Raw genomic sequence first — 23,619 nt, 5'->3', positions numbered from 1 at the left:
TTTACATGGTTTTTATAATGATTTTAAAAACGCATTCAGTTCAGCCCGTCCTTGTTTGTCAAGGTTAAGTACTTTTTTCTGTTGTTTTTGTGCTTCTCCGCCATGCCATAACACCGCTTCCATGAGGGTACGAGCGCGGCCATCATGCAAAAACGTCGCTTGTGGATCAACGGTTTGGGCAAGACCAATGCCCCATAAAGCGGGCGTACGCCATTCGTATGAGTTGGCTAAAAACTCAACTTGGGCATCTTTAGGTGGCAGTTTGCCAGCAATCGTACGATCGGCGAGATCATCCCCCATGTCATGAAGTAGTAAGTCCGTATAAGGATAAATCACTTGTCCATGCTGCTCAAGATGGTCATCATCGGTTTTTGGCAGTTGATACCTTGGCGTGTGACAACTCTGACAGCCCATATCATAAAAGCGTTTTTTGCCAGCCAGCACCAGCTTGTCATCAGCATTGCGGCGATGCGGTACGGCTAAATTGCGTGTATAAAATTCGACAAATTTTGCCACCTCATCATTGACTTCAATAGGTGGCCTACCGTCCCCTTGCTCATCCGCGCCAGTCGTCGCCTTCACACAAGCGGTTTGTGTCGGCATACATGACTCGTGCGGGCGGATATTTGACGTCAGACCCATATCTTCATTAAAGGCGCTTTGGTTTTGGGTAAGCAATTTGGTTTGCCCAGCTTTCCAGCCGAAGCGTCCTAGCGCATGCTTGCCAGTTTGCGGATCCATCACCCAGTTAAATTTTCCACTGATATCGCTATTATTATTGTTATCGATGGCTTGTTTTTTAATGTCTTCGTCAGGTATTTGTTCGAGCAGCCCAAGCCCAATCATTGGTAAGGCAACACGCGGTGATACCATCAATTCATCGTCGAATGGGCCATAACCTGGCTTGGTCAAATTAAAAGTAGGTGCACGTAACGTTTCGACATGACCGTCGGTAAAAGTAACCGTTTTATCTGTCCACTGTACCGCAATTCTCGCTTCGGCAGGTACGCCTTGAATCCCACGATCTTGTAGCTGTCCACCATACATAGGATGAGCGACTTTTTCGATCAGTGAGTTCTGCAATTGCTGGCGCTGCTCATCCGTGGTCGCTGGCATCGCCAGACGAATAAGCAAACTGTCAGCATCGTCATCCATACTCATAGGCGCATGTCCCCGACCGTCTTTGACATGACAAGACTGGCAAGCAGCGACATTAAATAAAGCCCCCAGACCATCTCGGCTATCCGTGCTAGCAGGGGCGATCACCCACGGTTGCCGAAAAAAGGCATTCCCAATAAAAAAAGACCCTTTACGCGAAGCCGTCAAATTTGATGAAGGTTTAGAGTAACTCTCGGCACTACTGATACTGATACCTGTGTCGCCACCTTGCTTGATCTCTTGCGGATCAAAGCTGACCAATTGCTGTAGTGGTACGCCAGCCAGCGCCTCGATGGTTTGGCGTCGTTCAGGCGCTAAAGCTTGGTGATCGACTGCCCCCTCTGTATTAACAGCAGCGCCATCAGACACACCGTCAGTCGGCTGACAGGCACTGAGAAACAAAGTGAAAACCACCCCAAGTGTCAGCTTTGCTGGCGCGCTTTTGTTGATAAAAGAAGAGTAGAACAAGGCAGGTTGTTTGGCTTTTAAGACATCTTTGGTGTTCATAGAGAGTACCTTAGTTCTAGTATAGAACCATTAAAATCGCGTGCTATGAAGTGCCGAACATCTAGTCGACAGGGTACAGCTGCGCACTGACCTATCAGGCTATTTTAATACGGTATAAAAAACACGTTGCCAACAGCGGTCGACAACGTGTGTATTATACCTAAATTATTTTTCTAGCCAAATCATCCTCACTGACTTATAACGACTGCTTAGGCATCATAAGTAGATTCAGTTGGCTGTTTTAAGCACATACTTCTTAACTTAAAATTGCGACCCTGCGTCAGCATCTAGGTTATCAATACCCACCGCTTTTGCCGCATTTTCGATACCAGCAGTCAGCTCTTGTAAGCTGGTAATACTATTTTCAATCCAACTGCGGCGGACATTTTGTTCTTCAGCTGAAATCCCTTGGTCGCTAACTTGACCTGCGGTAGCAATCATTTGATCAACCTTGATCCCTTCTTTTTCCGCTTTTTCAACAAGCACGTTAAAGGCAGCTTCTACGTTAGCGAAATCAGTAGCCAACTTATCAGCGGCTTCTTGGTTACCCGTGTCTATAAGGTAGTCTTTCACGCCATAACCCCCGACTGTTTTACCAGCGACTGTCTTATAGCTACCGTTAAAAACATTTTGAATCCCGCGAGCATTATTAGCATAGCTAAGATGCGTCAAGTCACTAAAACACTCGTGCTCATCTTCAGTAGAGCCTGTGACAAATGCAACCTGCATACGCTCGGACGCAAGCTCACCAAGTGCTAAGCTGCCCATCTGGTACATAATCTGACGCAAACCATTGTCATATTTACGTGCCATAAGGTCGCTGCGTAAGGTATTTTCACTTTCAGGCTGCCACTCAGCTTCCATCGCTGTTAAGTCATCCACCAGTAACTGAGCGGCGGCTTTTAAGAACTCACCACGGCGCTCACATATGCTCGCATCTTCATTGACTGTATCACCACTGGTACATTCACCAGCTTTAGTTACATAGTCGCTTACCGGACGATTGCCTGCGCCTTCGCCCACCCCATTCGTGTCTTGACCCCATAGCATGAACTCAATGGCGTGATAGCCAGTAGTCACGTTGGCTTCACTACCACCAATCTCATTCATTTCTGCTAACAGCTCAGGGGTAATGGTGCTGGTATCTTGCTTGACGCTCCCAACCGTAATGCTATCACTGTTGATGATATTGTCTTGACTGCTGTACTCGCCTTCATAGCTGTCACTGACATAATCAATCAGAGCCTCATCAAGTGGCCAAGCATTTACCTGCCCCTCCCAGCTATCGATGCTGCCAATTTCACGTTTGTCATTGGCTGTGACAAAACCTTCATCAAAACGGAAAATCTCAGTTTGTGAATAAGGCTGACGTGCCGCTTTATAAGCAGCTTTTGCCGCATCAAGATTTGCTTGAGTAGGCGTTGCTACGTATGTTTCTACTGCCGTTTGTAGCGCTTTGGCAGTATCTAACGAGTCTTTATAAGCGGCATGCGCCATGTTGGCATAGCTGATCATCAGTCTATCAGTGTGAGCCTTATCGGCAGCTGACAGCTGGGTATCATCAGCCGCTTCTGTACTTTGCACTTCTGTTTGCGTATCAGCGCTCGTGTCAGCGTCTTCGGCAGTTTGCTTGGTGCAACCCGATACCATTAACAGCCCTGCAAGTGCAGCAGCTAAAGTAGTTGGTAAAATCTTACGGCTCGTTACTGTGGTAGTCGTCATACACATCCTCAAAAAATATAGCAAAAGAAAATTGGTTTTGATTAAAGAGCATCCATTATATTAATCATTTAGATCCTATTACCGCAAGAGATCTTAGCTACCCACACTGACTATTTATCATGCATAGTAAGTTATCGTGCATAGTAAGACGTTTCATACTACAGCAATAAGAAAACTTTACAAATTATAGTGTTATTGATAATCATTATCAATATTTAATTTTAGGTTCCTTCTTGATTTTATTAAATTATCCTTTAAGCAGGAATAAAAAATGGTTAAATCAAACATAAAAAAAGACCAGCAATAAGCTGGTCTTTTTTACGTGTTAAGTAAGATCAATTTTATCTAAGATAAATAACCACTATAGGGATAGCTGTTAAATCTCTAACAATCTCTTGATTAGTTAACACTCTGTGGAGAGTTAATGGTTAGCTCAACACGGCGGTTTTGCTGGCGACCATAATCAGTGCTGTTATCAGCTACTGGACGCGATTCCCCATAAGCCACTACATTGATACGATTAGAAGCGACACCGCGAGCCGTCAGATAGTTAGCCACTGAGTAAGCACGATCACGTGACAGACCCATGTTGTACGACGCTGAACCTCGGCTATCTGTGTGACCAGTAATGTTCACAGTGGTTTTATTGTACTGGTTCATGGTAGAGGCCAGCTTATCAAGTGTTGGCTTGAAAGATGAGCTTAGGGTCGCATCGTCAAAGGCAAAGGTGATGTTACCTGGCATAACCAAATCGATGTTACCGGTGCTAGGGTTTTGCTCAACCGTGACGCCTGTACCAGCCATTTGTTGCTCAAGCTGCTTAGCCTGACGCTCCATATAATAACCAACACCTGCACCTAAAGCGGCCCCAATCGCAGCATCACGACCTGTTTTATCGCCGCCAGTTGCTTTTGAGATAGTAGCACCACCAGCTGCGCCAACTAACGTACCAAGTGCGGTCTTGTTTAGACGTTGTTGTCCTGTGTTTGGATCAGTAGTACAACCACTAAGCGCTAGACCTGATGCAACTGCTGCAATCATTAATTTATTACGCATAATATTTCCTCTTAAGCTTAAAAAGTTATAGATAAGGTGTGCTTTTTATAAATATTTTCCATTAATTTTTTCTAGGTGTATATATACACTCGTTGTCATTATGGCAACTCCCATCTAACCATGTGTAATATTTTGTCATACCTGTGTATGAGAAGTGCAGAATGCGTTACTAGATTGCTATACGGGCAAATTTCTGAACCTCAAATTTTTGATTTTTAGTACTGGTATCACAAGTCACGTTTACACGCGTACACTAGGCGGCCTTTCTGCTAAAATTAAACAATAGCAAGGGCTAAGTAACACTCGGGTATAGGCAGCTGTCTTTATAAGCCATGCTTAGCGTTTTCTCATGATGCCTCATGACTAAAACGTCTTGAGTTGATCATAGATTTATTTATAGACAAAAATTTATAATGTTACTTTTTTGACCCCATAAAAATATACATGTCTTTGAGCCTAGTCAAACGAGCAGCTCCAGCAATGGATGCCTTACATACTCATAAGATCGACCGAAAAGGATTTAGCATGCGACTAACATCTGCGATTCAAAAAATACACAAACGCACCCCAAAGTTAGGCAAAGCCGTCTCCCTTGCGACAGCCACTGGCGTCATCGCAGCCAACAGCTTCAGTTGTAGCATTCCTTTATGGCTAATGGGCGTTGGCAAGATTTTCACTGGCGCGGCTATTGCCGATAAGACAGTCATCAAAATCACCAATCACTGGATCGGTAGTAACAATGCGTTAATCGACAACATACTGCCGCGTAAAGATTGGCGCATCAACTTACCCGATGACGTTCATATGCATGGTAAATACTTGCTTATCAGTAACCATCAGTCTTGGGTCGACACCAGTATCGTGCAGTATATTAGTGAAAAACGCTTGCCGTTAACCCGATTTTTCACCAAATTTGAACTGATCTACATTCCCATTGTTGGCCAAGCCTTTTACTTTTTAGATTTCCCAATGATGCGCCGATATTCCAAAGAGGCCATCGCCAAAAATCCTGCCTTAAAAGGTAAGGACATTGAAGAAGCCAAGCGTGCCTGCGCGCTTTTGAAAGGCAAACCATTCACCTTGTTAAATTATCTAGAAGGTACGCGCTTTACCAAGGCCAAACATACACAGCAGCAGTCCCCTTATACGCACCTCCTAAAGCCACGCGCAGGCGGTTTATCATTGGCCATTAACGCGTTAGGCGCCGATATCGATGGCATGTTAGATATGACCATTGTCTATCCGGATGGGGTACCGACTTATAGTGATCTTTGGAAAGGAAACATTAAACGCTTGGGTGTGGATGTCAGGCATATCAAGATACCTGATGCCCTATTCACTGGCATCCAAAATGGTGGATATGAAAACGATGCCGCCGTAAAAGCGCAAATGTTTGAGTGGGTTGAGCAAATATGGCGCGAAAAAGACCAGCTGATTACAGAGATGCTGGCTGAGTTTGAAGCAAACCCGCAAACTTAAGCCGTTTATGACGGTTAAGAGCGTGAGGGCGTAAAGAGAATCAGTGCATAATTATAATAAAAGATGGGTTGTTTTTTAACCTTATTCATTGATAATGTGAATGGTTATAAGCTTATGGCTTTTTTCCCATGACTGACTTGGTGGCCATGTGCTATTTGAGTCGCTTATTTTTTATGCTATTGATTACTTATAAGGTTTGACTGTGTCCGCCTCTCCTATTACTAGTCCACCGCTAGACTCAGCGCCCGTGCCAAATCAGTCGCCTCGTTTATCAGATGATAAGCTGCCCCGACCCAATCGCCCAAAGCCAAATCGCTTAAAACTTACTTATGATATCGTGATGATTATTGCGATCAGTATTGATCTGCTACTGATTAGTGTGGATGCGATCTTGATGAGTAACTTTAGTCACAATGTCGCAGGGTGGCTAAGCATTAGCGAGGCGCTCAACTGGTATCAAAATACCCTGCATGACCCTTTGCGTACTGTTGGCGGTTTTTTTACCGTCTTTTTAATTCTTGAGCTGTTGTTGCGTTGGGCGATTGCAGTGAAACAACAAGTTTATTATCGCTGGTTCTTTTTTCCTTTTGTCCATTGGTACGAAGTACTGGGTTGTTTTCCGCAGCTACGAGCCTTACGTTTGTTTCGAGCAGTGGTCATCGGCAGGCGCTTATATCAGCTTGGCTACCAAGTACTGCCGCAGCCCTGGATCAATCGCATTACATTCTATATCGACTTACTCTTAGAAGAGCTGTCTGATCGCGTCATACTAACCGCTATCCAAAATTTTCGGCAGCAACTGACCAACCCTGAGACGCACAAATCACTTATTGAATCCACGATTGCGCGAAATCGCACGGAAATTGAAGCCGCATTGTTGTCCGTACTACGGTCAGAGCTAGCACCCAAATTACAGGCATTGACGGCATCAACAGGCGGCGGCAATATGTTAGCCAGTGAGATGGGCCATGCTATTGAAGAAGGGTTGGCCAACACCCCCGAGTTACGCCGTTACCTGCGCATGATACCCATCGCTGGTAGTTTAATTGAATCGCAGCTACAACATGTCGGGCATAACATAGGTGAAAACGTCGTTTACGCGTTGAATAAACGCCTGCTTGACACTGAGCGTCTCGACGCATTGATGGTAGCGATTGCGAATGGTATTGCGAATATAGACACGGATAATACTGCACTGGATACCTTGATTTCGAGTATCATTGATGACAGTCTGACTGAGTTTGAAGCTCAAGTAAAAGTACAGCAGTGGAAACATCAAGACATGCTTAATTTGTAACCTGTACTTCTAACAGTGGGTATGGCTCAGTAGTAAATAAACAATATGGTTCGATAACAAAATAGCAGCGTGAGTACAGCGATAGGATTATCTCTTGAGGATTTATATATGACAGTTTTAGAGAACAATAACCAGGCCTCGAGTGCCGCACCAGCGTTGGCCTTTTATGGCAAGATGCTGACCTTTTCACGTTTGCAGTTTAGTACCGATGATCTGGTCGCTATTGAAGCCCAGCTTGCTGAAACGCTGAGCAATAAAACCAGCAATATCCCCATCCTCATCGATAGTGAGGTTGAGCAAGACTTATCAGCATTGGTAGAGCTGTTATGGTCATGGGGTCTACAACCTATCGGCGTAGTGACAGGGAAGCTGGACGAACAAGCACGCGCACAGCGCTTGGCGATCTTCCCCGCCGATGGCAAACGTATCGAGCGTATTTTACCGAGCAAAAAAGCAGCGCCGCAGGTCGCTAAAGTAGCCGAGGATAAAAATGCCGATTTGGCCAACAATAAAGACACCCCTGCAATCAACGACACAGCCACTGAGACAACGATATCTGATGTCACTGCAGAATCCCTAGTGAGCACTGAGCAAATTACCAGCCTCATTTATGACCAAATGCTACGCTCAGGGCAAAGCCTCAATCATGTTGGCGGTGACTTAATCTTGACCAACAGTGTCAATAGCGGTGCTGAAGCGATTACTGATAATAGCTTACACATCTACGGTCGTGCCCAAGGTCGACTGGTTGCAGGCGCAACTGGTGACAAAGATGCGCGTATTTTTTGTCAGGTTTTCAATCCATCATTGGTTTCGGTGGCTGGCACCTATTGCTTGCGCGACAACTTACCCGAGCATGTGATTGATAAGTCAGTGCAAGTCAGGTTTATAGAAGGTGAAGGTCTGGTATTTACGGTGATGGATGAAACCTAACAGACTCACTGGTTTGCACCCATCAGTATTTTAGGCGCTTTTTAGAAGGGTCGGCTGACTAAGCTGGTCGACTCTTAACGGCCTTATAAGTGGCTTACTTAATATTATAGTAAGTTTATTTAACAAAATTGCTCTATGATGAATCGCTAGCTCTGCCACTATTTACCCTCTTCATACATGCCTATTTTATTAGATAAAAAAGGCCGTATTAACTGGTAAATTTTAGGTAACGAGGCCGTGTGGTCTATATAGAAACTGTTTTTCTGCTTTAGTCTCGACCTGCTATAAATTTTTGTTTATTTATGCTAGGCTAGGTTCGCAGGTAGTGTATATATCGTATGTGAATAACATGCCGTTGCCCTATTTATATAAAGATAACCCATTGATTCATAGGAGTGTGCCATTGTGGCGAAGATAGTTGTAATCACTTCAGGTAAAGGCGGTGTGGGCAAAACCACGACAAGTGCCTCTTTTGCCGCTGGTTTAGCGTTGCGTGGCTATAAGACAGTCGTTATCGATTTTGATGTGGGTCTACGTAATCTAGACTTGATCATGGGTTGTGAGAACCGAATTGTTTACGATTTTGTCGATGTCATCACCGGTAACGCGCGCTTGTCGCAAGCCCTTGTCAAAGACAAACAGCTCGAAAACTTGTACATCCTTCCCGCCAGTCAAACCCGTGACAAAGACGCATTGACAAATGAAGGTGTGGCGGAGGTTATGGCTGAGCTGTCTAAACAGTTTGACTATATTATCTGCGATTCGCCTGCTGGCATTGAGCGTGGGGCTCAGTTAGCAATGTATCATGCTGATGAAGCGATCATCGTCACCAACCCTGAGATCTCATCAGTGCGTGACTCAGATCGTATTATTGGTATTTTACAAAGCCAAACGAAAAAGGTCGCAGAGAATCAAGGTACGGTACGTGAGCACTTGATTATCACTCGTTACAATGCTGAGCGTGCCGCTGCTAATGAGATGATGGATATCGATACGATCTCGAATGATATCCTAAAAGTGCCGTTACTTGGCGTGGTTCCTGAAAGCCATTCAGTGCTTGAAGCATCTAACCACGGTGAGCCCGTTATTCATTATACCGATTCTGTTGCTGGTCAGTGTTATGATGACATTGTCGCCCGTTTCTTAGGCGAAGAACGTCCACTACGTCATATTGACGTGAAGAAAAAAAGTTTATTACAGCGCTGGTTTGGGGGTTAATGATGACTAAGAAAAAAGGATTTTGGAGTAGCCTGTTTGGTACTGACGACAGTAGTAGCGCAGGCAGCGCTAATTTAGCTACTGAACGTCTTAAGGTTATCGTTGCTAGCGAAAATCGTTTAAATAATCGCTTAACCGTTGATCGTATCGAAAAAATGAAACGTGAAATACTAGAAGTGGTTAATAAGTATGTCAATGGCGTCCAGATAGATGATGTCAATATCAATCATCGTTCTGAAGACAGCTTAGATGTACTAGAGATGAATATCAGTTTGCCTGAGCATAAAAAATAACGTCGTCAAACGCTCTTTTGTGCCTTGACGCCTTTATGCCGCACCTAAAAAAGCCCTAAGTACTCTCGTGCTTAGGGCTTTTCGTCGATAAGAAGTAACACAAAAACGACTACTTCATGCGCGCTATCAAATTGTCTTTTTTCACAAACTGATGATACAAAGCTGCGCCAATATGGATAAGCGTAAACGCAATAATCGCAGGCCAGATAATATCAGTGTGCAAATCATTATAGGAGCGGGCCAAACCGCGATCTGGGGTGACAAACACTGGAATCTGAAACAAGCCAAAAATATCAACTGGTCGGCCACCATAGACCGTCATTAACAAGCCGGCCATTGGCATGGCGATTAATAACGCATACAAACCAAAATGGGTTAAGTGTGCCAGCAGGGCTTGCCACTTTGGCATTGGGACTGATGGCGGAGCTTTAGTCAATAGACGGTTGATGACCCGCGCTATCATCCAAAACAGCAAGCTGATGCCAAACGATTTATGCAATCCGATATAAAGGTTGCTATCAAGATTGTCATACAGCAGTATCATTACCCACGTGACTAGCAACAAAATCGCACTAATCCAATGAAAAATACGGCTACTGACGGACCACTTTGATACGTTTGAATTTACATTACTCATGAGTTGCCCTATTACCCTCGTCATCAATTAGCTGTCATTCACGTGATAGACAAAACAGCTATGATTCAGTAGTTAATCATCATCAAGGATAACTGGACGATCGCTTTGATAGCAAAGACCCACTCAAAAACAGATGAAAAGTTAGCTGTCTAAATCAATTAATTGGTGCGCAATTTTATCTAAGTCTGGCACCAAGTAAGTTTTGTCATCAATCATAACGGTTTGAAAAAGGTAGGATAGCACAACGTTTTCATTAAGGGGTAATCCTCTATCATCAGTATCCATATTATTGAGGGGCTCAGAATTATCGAACTGCTCAGGGACATCAATGTCTTTCACCTCAGAAATACGCACTTGTCGTGGTTGCAACTTACCTGCCGTTTGCAAAGCCAAGCGGTGATCTGAGGTATTACCCTCTAATACCACGATTGTCTCTGGCGACTGATCCTGCGGTAACAGATGAAATACCATCAACGCTTGTTGCTGCCAGTTATAGGTTGACGTACGCTCGGCACAGTTTTCCACACTCAAAATCAGGCTACTTGGAATCAACCAGTCAGGTTGGTTAACAGCTGGAATAACAGTAACATCGAGCATACCGTTGTTTGTGGTCAGCAAGCTTACTGCCTCAAACGAATGTTTCAAAATTTGTTTCATACATCGCTCACCATAAGTTAAGGCGAAGAGCTTGTCACCGCCCTCTCGCCAATATAATCCGTCAGTTTTTTTGCCAAATCCGCTGGACTACCGACAAAACCACAATACCCTGAATCAATAATAGCCTGAGGTTGACTTGAGCAAGCGCTCAAACTAGGGTCTTGCGCCCACAATTGACTGTTGTTATGTTGAATGAGATCCAAGTACTGGGATCCATCGTTGCCCATCCCTGAAAATATGATATTGATAAGCTCACTACCATAAACGTCGCTGGTGTTTTTGAGAATCTGACCGATAGCAGGTTTATACTCCCCACTCCAAGCTTGATCTAACAGTATTACTCGACCTGTTGAGTCACAGACAATCTGCTTATCGATAGGTGCTATAAGGCACTGACCGGCTCGTAAGCGCTGTGAAGAGGTAATGACCTGACAACGCCAGTTATTATGACGGTTGAGTATGCGCGGCAAGGTATCAATCATGGTTCTGTTAAAATGATGGGCCAGTAAAATACAAATCGGCAGCGTGGGCGACACGTTATCTAAAAACTCTTTTATGGCATTAGGCCCTCCCATAGAAGCGCCCAAAAAAACCACATAGCGCCAATCTATTTCAGGACTTTCATTCCTTTGAACAGGGGCATCTACTAAGAGCGGCAAAGCAAATATGTGTGCAAGCTTACGCTTTAACTTACGCTGCCATTTGGCATACTGCTGCGCTTCATTCAGATAAGGTGCTTGACTAAAACCGACCAGTACGGCGGCGGGTTTAGAGGCAGTAGTCACGGTAAGCACATTATCATCGTAGTCACTGTCTATCAGCCAAATGTCGATGGCCATATCGGTGAGCTCGCTTTTTTTTTGCAATTGCAGCCGTGACACACAACCAACGAGGGTAAAACCGCAGCTGCGTACAGTGTCCGAAAAAGCCATACGCTGATGGTAGTCTTCTGCTACCACCATCACCTTGATATCATCTTTGTTTTTTTTACTCAGTGCCAAAACACGTGCATTATCCATCATGAGTCAAGCTGACCTTTTGACCCAGTATCTGCTGGATTTTACTGAGCAGCTCTTGCTCTTGGAATGGCTTACCCATGTAGTCATTCACGCCAATCTCTAAGGCACGCTCACGGTGCTTCTCACCCGTACGTGAGGTAATCATAATGATAGGAATGTGCTGTAAGCGCTTATTGTGTCTGACTTGGGTAGCGACCTCAAAACCGTCCATGCGCGGCATCTCAATGTCTAGCAGTATCATGTCTGGGGTCGTGTCTTGTAATATCTCAATCGCATCGATACCATCTTTTGCCACTGCCACGTTAAACCCTTGGCGCTCCAAGAAACGTGACGTTACTTTACGTACGGTGACTGAGTCATCGACGACTAAGACCGTGGACTTAGACTCTAAACGACCTCGTTTAGCATCAGCGGATTTCGTGACGTTTTTACTTAACTGGGCATTACGCATTAACGCGATCAGATCTAAGATGAGCATTACCGAGCCATCGCCCATAATAGTAGCAGCTGAAATCCCAGGTAGGTTCGACAGCTGTTTTCCTAATGGTTTTACCACCACCTCAATACGTGACCCTGCGATTTGGTCAACTTGCAAAGCAATGTTGTGTCCTGTGCGGTTTTTAATAAGAATGAGAGGCAAACTGGTGTTGGTGTTAACAACAAGCTCATTTAGCTTATTGCCTGATAAGATTTCATTTAAATAGCGCACCCGATAATCACCATCCTCAAAGCTCAATGTTGCATCATTTGACTGATAATAGTCGTAAAGCTTTTCTGGACTGATACGAACCACACGCTCAATCTGCACCAATGGTATCGCATAATATCGATCCGCGGCCCGAACCACCAACGCATCAGACACAGCCACCGTCAGTGGTAAACGCATCGTAAAGCGTGATCCCTTACCTAACTCCGAGGTGACCGATACGGCGCCACCTAATTGACGAATCTCGCTAATAACCACGTCCATCCCAACGCCGCGACCAGAAATTTGCGTCACTTGTTTACTGGTACTTAGGCCCGCATTAAAAATATATTGCATGATATCAAGATCAGTGAGGCTATTATCGTCTGCGTCAATGAGACCTTGAGAGATCGCTTTATTACGTACCGCGTCTACATCAATACCGCGACCATCATCTACTAACTGAATGACAATCTCACTCCCTTCACGCTGCACTTCAAGAGTGATACGCCCACTACGCTCCTTACCTGCTTTTAGACGCGTCGAGGTGTTCTCGATACCATGATCGACCGCGTTACGCAGCATGTGCTCAAGCGGCGAGGTAATACGCTCTAGGATGGTTCTATCCATCTCGTCATCAGCGTTGATTATTGTTAACTCAACAGACTTGTTAAGCTCATTAGCGGTCTGACGCACGACCCGCTCAAGACGCGGGGTCAAGCGCGTAAATGGCACCATACGCGAATGCATAAGCCCATCTTGCAACTCAGTTTGTGTTCGTGACAGCTGTAATAAAAGACTTTCGCTATCACGTGTTTTCTCTAACAAGGTGTGGTTAATATCAACCAAATCCGACGCCGATTCTGTCAAAGACTTTGATAATTGATTCAAAGAAGAGTACTGATCCATCTCTAGAGGGTCAAAATCTTCATTCTCAATCAGCTCATCGTCTATCTGCGATAAAATTTGTGCCTCAAGCTCGATTTCCATCCGGCGTAACTGATCGGCTAGCCGCTGTACTGTGATACCCATATCTTCAATACTGTTGGTCAAGCTGCTCATACCCATATCGATACGCGCACGGTTAATGGCTGACTCGCCAGACAAGTTGATCATATGCTCGATCAACCCTCCTGAAATACGAATCATCTCATTATTGTTAGCACTCTGATCTTCCTCGTTGGTACTGCTGACCATCGCTGGCATGTCACTAATATCTTTCGCAAGATACTGTGAATCCTGCCTTTCTCTCGCTATGAAGATTGCTTCATGCTGTGCCTGCAGAGACTCCTTGGGTATTTGTTTTAAACTGTCTGGATTTTTACCAAACTGCTGTAACGCTTCAATGAGCAATGCAGGCGTTGGCGGATTGACATGCTGTCTAAGCATCGATACCGCATCGGCAAGCCAGTCATGACTGGCAACGAGTAACTCTAATACTTTTTTGGTAGTAGGACGGCGGTTATTCACAAAATCTTTATAAACAGCCTCCATTTCATGAGCCAGATCAGCGATGCCAGCCGCAGTAACCATTCGTGCCCCACCTTTGATGGTGTGCAAATCACGCTGAAGCGCTTGAAGCGCGGTTGTGTTACTTGTATCTTTTAAGAATAAATGCAGATATTTATTACGATTGGTAAGCTCTTCTGCTTCTTCTAAAAACACCGCCAATATATCAGGATCAGGCAAACCATGAGCCCATGACTGTTTAATCATAGTGTCTAGGCTTAAAGCATCAGACGCCGCATCGCTATCATAACTACTGTCAGCTGTACTTACCGTCTCAGAGTCAAAACGGCTCTTCGGTGCTGGTATGATGAGCTCTACCGTTTCTGGCAACGTTTTTGCTTTTTCAAACTGTTGTAATTGCTCGATAAGCGCTGAGGCAAAAAACGATTTTTTATAATTTACGATATGCATCAATTGCAGTGACATCGTGTCCTGCACCACCTGCATAATCTCAAGCCATTGCGCTGTTGGTGCTTGTCTGTTCTCTACAAACGCTTCATAGATACTTTCAGCTTCGTGAGTCAAATCGCCGATACTACGAATACCTGCCATCCGCGCGCCACCTTTGATAGTGTGCAGATGGCGTTGCAAAACTTTTAATGCATTAACATTGGTGATATCAGCACGCCATTTATTAAAGCTCTCATCTAGCGCCGTATCAAGCTCCTGCGCCTCTTCTAAGAAGATCTCTAACAGTTCAGCGTCGGTATCAATAGACTCAAGCTGTAGATCAGGCGCTGAGACGGTTTGCACAGTAAAGATGCTTTCATTATGAGTACTGCTATCATCATTTTGGTAGATATTTTGCAGGTCATCAAGAGCTTGCTGATCGATTTTCAGTGACATACTACCCGCTAACGCATCAAACAAACCGACTAATTGGGCATGGCCGTCATGTAATACCGCTTGAACATTTTTGTCTCTTGCTTTGTCAGGATTATCCTGCAAGTAGCTATAAGCATGACCCAGCTCATTGAGGATTGAGGTGAATTTTGGAAACGCTTGGGCTTTATTGGCTAAATACTGTATTTGCGAAATTTGCTGCTCTATATAACTCTGAACTTGTGCTGTCTCAGAGTGGCTCAGTGCGGCATCTAACTCCCATTCAGCATCCAATAATTCATCGATATGATTGTCTAAAAGCTGCGCGATCGTTGGTTTATTATCCGATATAACATCAGCATCGCTAACGCCATATGGCTCGCCCAGCATGGCTTGTAAAGAGGCTATATCTTGTTGACTTTGCGCGCCTTCTATCGACACATCTTGTGGCTGAATGTTTTGTTTGTAATTGTGCAAGTAGCCATCCATCAACGTGGCAGACTGAGCCAATGCTTCTAAATGCTGAGCATTCATGGCCGTATCTTGCTGCTGCAACAACTCCAAGCTATGCTCAATGGTGGCACTAACTTCACTGATAGCGGCTAAAGCACTAGAGCCAGACGCCCCTCTCAACGTGTGAAACGCCCGTACAATCGCATCGGTCACTTCAACGTAAGGCTGATTTTGATGTTCATCAACGAATTGATCAATATCGTGTAACAACCCTTCGGCTTCGTCGATAAAAATCTCAAAGAATGCTTTTTCTTTTTCGCTTTGCGGCGCTAAGATAATGGGTGCTTCTGCTATCATTTCGTTGACAGAGTTAATCGTCTGTAGCGTAATGTCTATCTCTTCGCTACTGTCATCATCAATAAGATTGGCTTCATCTACATCAGCTGGCACGACCCAATCTTGGTTGGCTTGCTCTTGCTCAAACTCATTCGATGCTTGCTCGGTCAAGGTAGAATAGCTGAACTCATCCCCTTGCTGTTTACTAAAAGCCTTAGCGCATGCAATCCATAGTGGCACCATGGTAGGGTATTCTTGACCGTTATTTTCAAACACCGTTAGCATCTTAGGATAGGCAGCTAACACATCTGCAATAAGCTGACACATATCTGCTGAGACCGTAATACTACGATCCAAGAGGCGATTCAGCATGTTTTCTATCGCCCATGCCAGCTCCGCAGTGTAGTTAGCCCCGACCATACGCCCCGACCCTTTTAAGGTGTGGAACCCGCGACGGATATCCGCCAGCACGCTTAAATCCGTTGGTGACAGTTGCCAATTTGCCCATAAAGGTACGATTTCTGCCAATACTTCATTGGCTTCTTCTATAAATATCTCTTTAATATCAGGATCGGCATCGCTCGCATCTACTGGCAACTGCTCCGTCTCCGCCATAAAAGACTTCAATACCGCTGGTATCACTAGTGTAGATAAGGACGCAGGTTTACTGCTCCTTTCACTATCATTACTGTCTTTGGTAGATTCATAAACGGTATCGAGAGAATCTGACAACTCAGCATAGTCCGCCGTCAAACTTGATACTTCAGTATCAGTCAGTGCAGACTCAGAGGTGGTTAGCCCAGCATTGATAGGCTGCTGTGTCATTAAGTTGTGACTTTGTAAAATAGTAACAGCAGGGTCAAAACCTGGTAACTGCTGCGCTGCAAAATCTGTGACTAACGCTGGCAAACGCTTGGTCGTCTCTATCACAAGACTGACTATCTCATCTGTGACAGGTAGTGTCTTATCTAAAAGGCGATTGAGTAGGTTTTCGATTGACCACGCCATCTCACTGATACTAAAAGCCCCGACCATACGCCCTGAGCCTTTTAAGGTATGAAAGCCTCTGCGTACTTCCGTTAAGGGAGTTAAGTCCTGTGCATCCTGCTGCCAGATCGGTAAGAAGTCTTCTAGGTCGGTGATGACGTCTGTCGCCTCTTCGATAAAGATGTCGCGAATCTCTTCATCTATCTCAAAGTTATCAGGCTTGACTTGCTCACGAGCGCGCATCAATGCAGCACTCTCGGAACTATTATTATTTTGGTCATTAGCGCTATTACTGCCAACGTCGGTAGTCGCTTGCTCTACCACACTCTCACTTTCTGTGCTTGAGTCAGTAACAGGAGCAATCTCGCCACTATCATCATAACGAAGTACATTCGTTGCGGCGGGCTTTTGCGTCAGAAAAGTGTCGTTGATCGTCTCTGGTGCTTCAATATAAACATCTAGAAGCTGGGCGGCTTTAGTAGTGTGCTCATTGGCCCGTGTTAGTAACTGCTGATTGAAAACTTGCTGCGCCAGGTAATCAAGCAGCAGCTCAATAGACGTTAGCCCCTCAGCTAGCGATTGGGTCACATCCCAACTGAGCGCTTCGATCTTGTGAGTTGCCAGCTGTGTAAATATGCTGGCCATGTCATTCATGGTTTGGCGAATGGCGGGTAAACCCATGTCAGCAAAAGCATCACCAATACGAGTAAAGTCTGTAGCCGTTGGCAACAGATGGATATCTTGACGCTGTATATATGCACTAAAGCTTTGCTTGACGTCTTCGACCGCAATACGTAGCTCACGCAAGCCTTCGCCAGCGGGAGTTGAATCCTGACTATCAGCCGTTTGCGTATCAACACTTTCGCCCACATCAGACCGCGTAATAAAAGAGGCCGCGTTTCCTATTTTAAGAGATATCGTCTGTTCGGTATTATAAATAGCACTGTACAACTCTTGAAGCTTACGCTCAATCTGCCCCTGCTCTTGGGCAAAGCCTGTTTCTGACGATAAAGCGTGCTCTATATCTGTAAGCACCGTGTCGACTTGTGCCACATAGTATGTCCAGCCTCGCCCCTTAAGCTGACTTTTTATTTTTTGCAACGGTGTTAAAAGCGTGTCTGGCTTATCGAGATGGAAGATAAGGGTTTCAAGCTCACTTAGTATCCGTGGTAAAAAACGTGGAGGCGTCGGTGCGCTATGCGATACACCGCTTAGCGTAGACTGCGTGCGCTCACTGTTTTGTGCCAGACTATTTAACTCAGCATACACGCTGGTAGTTAAATGTTTAATAGTGCTCGATGACAGCTGAGTGTGCTGGACACAAGACGCTATCATTTGCTCAAGCTGACTTAACAATGGTGCATACTGTTCAGGCAGCGGTGTGTCGTTATGAGTCAGATCATTGAGCCACAAGTCTGTTAAATACCACAGGCGTTGTAAGTCACCATCCTGAGTGGTCTGCCATAAGTATTGACTGACCCTTGCTAATACCGTTAATAAAGAGGCCTGATTGGTATTGGTAACCAGTAACTCTTGTACTTGCTGTCGCCAAACCAGTAATAACTGTTGATAGTGATGGTCAGTCAACTGCGTAGCGGCTCTACTAGTCGGTACTACCACCTCAATATTATCGATAACACTGTCGCCAGTAACATGGTTGTCAGTAACATGGTCATCGACAGCGTTAGGGTATGAATGCTCACCTTGATGATCGATAAGACTAGCAGGTGAGTCAGTCTCTATCCCTAATTTTGCCAACGCCTGCGTAAGCTTGTTAGTAGCGTTACTAACAAAGGCGGTACGGTAACTGCTCGTATGTGCGTATTGATTCAATTCTCGCTGCAACAACTCATGAGACAGTTGGCCGATACGACGATGAGTAGAGTTACTATTGTGGCTGCTTGTGCGATTGCTTGCTTCTGCCAGCAAACTCAGTTTATTGGCGAGACTTGCCAATAAAGGCAGGCGGATCATGGTCAGCGCCCCACCAACCTGATGGTAGTTCTGTACCATCTGCTCGGCATTAGTGCGATCAGCGCCTAATTGCCAGCCCTCAGATATCTGTGATAATTGCTGATTAAACAGAGGTAACAACCATTCAAGCGTCACTATGTCATTGGGCTGGTTTTTCATCGGTTTATCCTAACTCGTTTAGGCACTAATTTAGGCGTGGATTTTTTGCCACACATTAACCTGTGGGTGCGCAATACGGCGCATATTCGAAGGACGCCAAAACAACGCCTCACCTGGAGCCAATATAATATATCCACCTAACGCACACTGTTCTGATAGTCTCGCTAGAATATCGCGCTGATCAAACTTACGAAAATATAGCAGCATATTTTGACAGATGATCACATGCTGAAGATGCGACGTGGGTGGTTTTTTCTCAATAATGTTGTGTAAAGCGAAACTAACGCGCTGTTGCAATATTGGCGCAACCTGCCAGTCTGCGTGCGTACTGTTTGTCGCTTTTTTTACAGCAGATAAACCATAAAAATTTGACTGATGCGCCTCACTCTTATCTCGCAATGGCTGAACAAACTGCTGGCAACGGGCGGGAATTAAGAGCTGCTGCCGCTTATCATACTGCCCCAGTCGTGCCTGTAAAATGGCTTGTTGGCTGACATCAGTACCCAATATCACATAGTTTGTCAATGGCTCCGCTGCCAAGCTCATCGCGAGCGACCACGTTTCCTGCCCACTTGCACAACCAACGCTCCAAATACGAAATAACTCACTAGAGCCATTGTCACTACTACGGTCGGAGGCCGTCAATTGATGCTGCCGCGCATACTTTGTGACAAATTCTATAGACGGCATGTGGCGAAAGAAACGACTTTCATGGATCAGCACTTTATCTAACAACTGCTGACGTAACATAGTATTGTTTGGCAGTTGATGCCATAAACTATTAGCTGTCAGTCCATGCGTTAATACCGTACGGTCAATCGCATTTATCAACCACTGCAGCTGGACATCTGGTAGAACAAAGCCAATTTCTTGCTCTATGTACCGTTGCCACTGCTGCACATCAAGACTGTCTTCCTGCCTAGCGTCTGTGACCAAAGAATTCTTGCCTGATTGAATGGGATCGCCATCTGGTTGAGTAAAATTATTCACATCACCTGCTATGATTTTTGCTGCACGTCATCACGGCTCGTACAGCGTTTTAACGCACACATTAATAAAAGACGATAAACCGTTCAGTACTGACTTAGCACTGAGCGTTATTATCAAGCGCTTTCTGACAACGTATTTTCCGTACTCAGCGTGTCACTGTCTAACAACTCATCGTCATTCGTTACTTTAAAGCCTGTCACTGACTCTTGTAGCGCTGCCGCCATCTCGCTCAGCTCACCAATAGAACGCGCTGTTGCCATCGTCCCAGATGAGGTTTGTGAGGTAATGTCTTGGATAATATTCATAGTGTGCGAGATGTGTCCAGCAGATTCAGCCTGCTGCATGGCTGCATTTGAGATGTTTTGAATCAAATCAGCCAACGTGTTAGAAACACTCTGTACCTCTTCTAGTGCTTCACCAGCATCCTTCGCCAAACGCGCCCCACGTACGACTTCAGAGGTCGTGGACTCCATTGACATAACCGCTTCATTGGTATCTGCCTGAATGGTTTTTACCAGTGTTTCAATCTGTTTGGTGGCATTAGCAGAGCGCTCAGCAAGGCGTTGGACCTCATCGGCAACAACCGCAAAGCCTCGACCAGCTTCGCCCGCCATCGATGCCTGAATAGCAGCATTCAATGCCAGCACGTTGGTCTGGTCTGCAATGTCATTAATCAAACCAACGATGTCACCAATTTCTTGCGAAGACTCACCAAGACGCTTGATACGTTTGGACGTCTCTTGAATCTGATCACGAATAACGTTCATGCCCTCAATAGAGCGCTGTACAACCGCCGCCCCATTGTGCGAGATAGCCACTGAACGCTGGGCAACCGTCGCAGACTCTGACGCGTTGTTTGAAACTTGGTCAATCGAGACAGTCATCTCATTAATAGCCGCTGACACACCCGCAATTTCTTGTGCTTGATGCTCAGAGGCTTCAGCCAGTTCAACCGCATTCATCTGTGTTTGCTCTGAGGACTGCGAAACGCGGGCAGCCGTGTTATTAATCACCAGTACTAACTGGCGCAACTGATCAATCGCAAAGTTCACTGAGTCAGCAATGGCCCCTGTAAAATCTTCTGATACCGTGGCATTAACCGTTAGATCCCCTTCTGCCAAATCCCCCAATTCATCAAGTAAACGTAGAATGGCTATCTGGTTACGCTCGTTTTCTTCTTGAATCTGACGGGCGCGCTCAGACTCTGCCTCTGCTTCTTGACGACGGCGTAGGGTTTCTTTTTCAATCAGTAATCGCTCGGACCCACCACGCTGCTTAAGAAGCTGATACAGAGTAAACAGAATCCCTAGGACCCCGATGGCAAATACAACCGCCGGTAAAACAACAGATTGGTTAAAATCGGCCAAGTACTGGCTCACTGACGATAACGAATTTACCAGCCAAATCAAACAGACCACACTCACTAGAACAAAAAATCCTAATAACAGTTTCCAAGTGTTATTAGCCTCTTTGCCATCTGCTGTTTTTTTGGTCGTACCAGCGACAGGTTTTTTTATAACATCACTCATAGTGCGTTTCCTTTCAAACAATCGTCAAAGTCTTCTCGTGACTGACTTTGACAATCTTACTGTTATAAAAGCAGCAGTGATTAGCAAAGCCTGTATGAATGCTGACATCCAACCGTATCATGTCATTCGCTATTATTTAGTCATTGTTCTAACAGCTACGTACTCTGTTATCGACAGCTATATTGCAGCATCGGTGTACTGCACATCTTGGGCAAGCAAGCTTGGCATAAAGACATACCAATCCTGCTCATTTTTAACAAACTTTCCATGATTATAGGGGGCAAAGGGTGAGCTAGGCTCAATCGCTTCTGCTCGGTACTGGTCCCGAGTAAACTGCTCAATACCAATGACTTGATCGACCAATAGCCCTGAAAACAGATTGTCCTGATCGATGACAATAACTTTTCGTTGGCTCATTTGCGTTAAGCGGCTAGGAACCTGTAAAAACTGAGACAAGTCCGTTATTGGTAATAGGCGACCACGAATATTGGCGATGCCTAACATCCAGGGTTTTACTAAAGGCAAGCTTGTGTACTCCGGCATGGCCAATACTTCTGATATCTGACCCATCGGAGCAACCAGTCGCTGTCCGCCAATCTCAAATACCACACCTTGCCAATCATACTCTTGTCCACCGCGCCGTCCACTTTTGCGGGCGCGGGCCAAATCTGCTAAACGCAGAAGCTCAATAAATCCCCTGGATGCCACAAGCTACTCCATTACTTTGCGAATGATATTAACCAATCCATTTTCATCAACTGGCTTAGCCATGTACTCTTTAGCGCCTTGACGTTTGCCCCAAACCCTATCTGTTTCTTGATTTTTGGTACTGATCATAATCACAGGAATGTGGGCTGTGGTTTCACCACGAGTGATTTTACGAGTGGCCTGAAAACCATTCATCTCTGGCATAACCACATCCATTAGGATGACATCTGGTAGATGATCCACGGCCATCTGACAGCCTTGCTCACCATTTGTCGCCTCTAATACTGTAAAATTATGTCGAGCAAGCATGTCGCGAAATTTCGCCATTTCAGATGGCGAGTCGTCAATGACTAAAACAGTAGTCATAAGAGTTCCCTTTTTTCGAAAATACCCCAGAGGATATATTTTTATATTATTGAAACAACCCAAGTAAAATGACTCGTCAAACATGAATGACAAAGAGACTTTCTTAAAGGTTGTGATGAAACGTTGAGCAATTATTTGTAAATACTCATAAACCCAAATGCCGAGGCCATATCGCCTAACCTGTAAAGTTTACCGAAATCACACAGATTGTTCAGCCTGAATTTAATCACACATTTACTTATTTGTCTTAGCGGTACTGGTTAATTGCCTCAAACAGCTCATCTTTACTAAATGGCTTCGTCAAATACTCATCAGAACCAACGATACGGCCCCGCGCTTTATCAAACAAGCCATCTTTAGACGACAACATAATCACGGGCTTACTGGCATAATCTGGGTTGTTTTTTATCAACGCACAAGTCTGATAGCCATCTAAACGCGGCATCATAATATCGACAAAAATAATATCTGGGTTGTTATCAACAATCTTTGCTAACGCATCAAAACCGTCAATCGCGGTCACTACTTCACAACCCGCTTTTTGCAATAGGGTTTCTGCGGTACGGCGAATGGTTTTTGAGTCATCAATCACCATCACTTTTAAACCATCAAAATTATTTTCCATTATCACTGTCCTATAAACGACTATTGATTCGTAATGCTACCGATCAATACAAACTTTTAACGGTTTTTTTACCTCGTCATATCACGTGTTCTTCATGTGATACGGCCGTCTAAATTTGTATTGCCATGTGTTATGACAGTGAATCTGTCATCTGTCAATCTCTGCCTGTCAAACAGGGCATCAACATGGGTTACTATACGCACTTTCTGATTGATAAATTTGCTAAATTGAGCCCTACTCGGCGTTTTTTGCCCGAACTATTTCGCTTTTTTGAGCGCCCATTACCTCAGTGTTGGTAACGCGCGCTCAGAGAACAGTCATACATAAGTCATCGATAGCGCTCTCAATTTCTAAAACCATCAACCGCATGATATTTCTGCATTATATAGAAACGATAATCACATTGCTGGATAATTTTATTTTGTAATAAAAGTGTATCAATAGAATTTGTTATGTTCGTTTTAGCACAGTTATTGACCCTTTTCCAGTCATTAACAAAT

The 23,619-nt window shown here is 44.8% G+C and carries 16 protein-coding genes and 1 pseudogene; 5 read left to right on the top strand and 12 right to left on the bottom strand.

Annotation, left to right across the window (positions count from 1 at the left end; genetic code table 11):
* Window positions 1-12 precede the first annotated feature (12 nt).
* From DVY93_RS08095 to DVY93_RS08085, 3 genes are all read right to left on the bottom strand, one after another.
* The gene (locus DVY93_RS08095) at window positions 13-1,665 is read right to left on the bottom strand and encodes a di-heme oxidoreductase family protein (RefSeq protein WP_230710204.1); all 1,653 of its coding nucleotides are present in this window, start codon (window positions 1,663-1,665) and stop codon (window positions 13-15) included.
* A 261-nt stretch (window positions 1,666-1,926) separates the two neighbouring features.
* The gene (locus tag DVY93_RS08090; protein ID WP_230710202.1) at window positions 1,927-3,387 is read right to left on the bottom strand and encodes an imelysin family protein; all 1,461 of its coding nucleotides are present in this window, start codon (window positions 3,385-3,387) and stop codon (window positions 1,927-1,929) included.
* 399 nt (window positions 3,388-3,786) lie between these two features.
* Entirely contained in the window at window positions 3,787-4,443 is a 657-nt protein-coding gene (locus DVY93_RS08085) for an OmpA family protein (protein ID WP_230710200.1), read from the bottom strand.
* Window positions 4,444-4,968: 525 nt separating this feature from the next.
* Between DVY93_RS08085 and DVY93_RS08080 the strand changes: the two genes are divergently transcribed.
* From DVY93_RS08080 to minE, 5 genes are all read left to right on the top strand, one after another.
* The gene (locus tag DVY93_RS08080) at window positions 4,969-5,922 is read left to right on the top strand and encodes an acyltransferase (RefSeq protein WP_230710199.1); all 954 of its coding nucleotides are present in this window, start codon (window positions 4,969-4,971) and stop codon (window positions 5,920-5,922) included.
* Window positions 5,923-6,124: 202 nt separating this feature from the next.
* A complete protein-coding gene (locus DVY93_RS08075; protein WP_230710197.1) occupies window positions 6,125-7,219 on the top strand; it encodes a hypothetical protein in 1,095 nt (364 codons plus the stop codon).
* 108 nt (window positions 7,220-7,327) lie between these two features.
* The gene (minC, locus tag DVY93_RS08070) at window positions 7,328-8,152 is read left to right on the top strand and encodes a septum site-determining protein MinC (protein WP_230710195.1); all 825 of its coding nucleotides are present in this window, start codon (window positions 7,328-7,330) and stop codon (window positions 8,150-8,152) included.
* Between the two features lie 405 nt (window positions 8,153-8,557).
* On the top strand, window positions 8,558-9,370 hold the full coding sequence (gene minD, locus DVY93_RS08065) for a septum site-determining protein MinD (RefSeq protein WP_193005268.1): 813 nt from the start codon (window positions 8,558-8,560) through the stop codon (window positions 9,368-9,370).
* Between the two features lie 2 nt (window positions 9,371-9,372).
* Window positions 9,373-9,663: a cell division topological specificity factor MinE gene (gene minE / locus DVY93_RS08060; RefSeq protein ID WP_193005267.1), complete on the top strand. Its 291-nt coding sequence runs from the start codon at window positions 9,373-9,375 to the stop codon at window positions 9,661-9,663.
* A 109-nt stretch (window positions 9,664-9,772) separates the two neighbouring features.
* Here minE and DVY93_RS08055 read toward each other — a convergent pair whose 3' ends face one another.
* The 9 genes and pseudogenes from DVY93_RS08055 to pilG all read right to left on the bottom strand — a co-directional run bounded on the left by DVY93_RS08055 (window position 9,773) and on the right by pilG (window position 23,119).
* Window positions 9,773-10,300, bottom strand: a complete 528-nt coding sequence (locus DVY93_RS08055; protein WP_198333842.1) for a cytochrome b — start codon at window positions 10,298-10,300, stop codon at window positions 9,773-9,775.
* 141 nt (window positions 10,301-10,441) lie between these two features.
* On the bottom strand, window positions 10,442-10,957 hold the full coding sequence (locus DVY93_RS08050) for a hypothetical protein (RefSeq protein WP_230710193.1): 516 nt from the start codon (window positions 10,955-10,957) through the stop codon (window positions 10,442-10,444).
* Window positions 10,958-10,974: 17 nt separating this feature from the next.
* Window positions 10,975-11,979, bottom strand: a complete 1,005-nt coding sequence (locus DVY93_RS08045) for a chemotaxis protein CheB (protein WP_230710191.1) — start codon at window positions 11,977-11,979, stop codon at window positions 10,975-10,977.
* Window positions 11,969-18,901, bottom strand: coding sequence for an Hpt domain-containing protein (locus DVY93_RS08040; RefSeq protein ID WP_230710189.1), 6,933 nt, complete (start codon window positions 18,899-18,901; stop codon window positions 11,969-11,971). The genes DVY93_RS08045 and DVY93_RS08040 overlap by 11 nt, the downstream gene beginning before the upstream one ends.
* A gap of 30 nt (window positions 18,902-18,931) precedes the next feature.
* A complete protein-coding gene (locus DVY93_RS08035) occupies window positions 18,932-19,891 on the bottom strand; it encodes a CheR family methyltransferase (protein ID WP_230710187.1) in 960 nt (319 codons plus the stop codon).
* 113 nt (window positions 19,892-20,004) lie between these two features.
* Window positions 20,005-21,078 (bottom strand): annotated as a pseudogene (locus tag DVY93_RS08030) (methyl-accepting chemotaxis protein); the annotation flags it as partial.
* 519 nt (window positions 21,079-21,597) lie between these two features.
* Window positions 21,598-22,128, bottom strand: coding sequence for a chemotaxis protein CheW (locus DVY93_RS08025; protein WP_193005261.1), 531 nt, complete (start codon window positions 22,126-22,128; stop codon window positions 21,598-21,600).
* 3 nt (window positions 22,129-22,131) lie between these two features.
* A complete protein-coding gene (locus DVY93_RS08020; protein WP_193005260.1) occupies window positions 22,132-22,494 on the bottom strand; it encodes a response regulator in 363 nt (120 codons plus the stop codon).
* Window positions 22,495-22,741: 247 nt separating this feature from the next.
* Entirely contained in the window at window positions 22,742-23,119 is a 378-nt protein-coding gene (pilG, locus tag DVY93_RS08015) for a twitching motility response regulator PilG (RefSeq protein WP_045453505.1), read from the bottom strand.
* Between the last annotated feature and the right edge of the window lie 500 nt (window positions 23,120-23,619).

Source organism: Psychrobacter sp. CCUG 69069 (assembly GCF_021023115.1).
Classification (GTDB): domain Bacteria; phylum Pseudomonadota; class Gammaproteobacteria; order Pseudomonadales; family Moraxellaceae; genus Psychrobacter; species Psychrobacter namhaensis.
The sequence above is the reverse complement of the archived record's forward strand: the minus strand, read 5'-3'. Positions and strand labels throughout refer to the sequence as shown.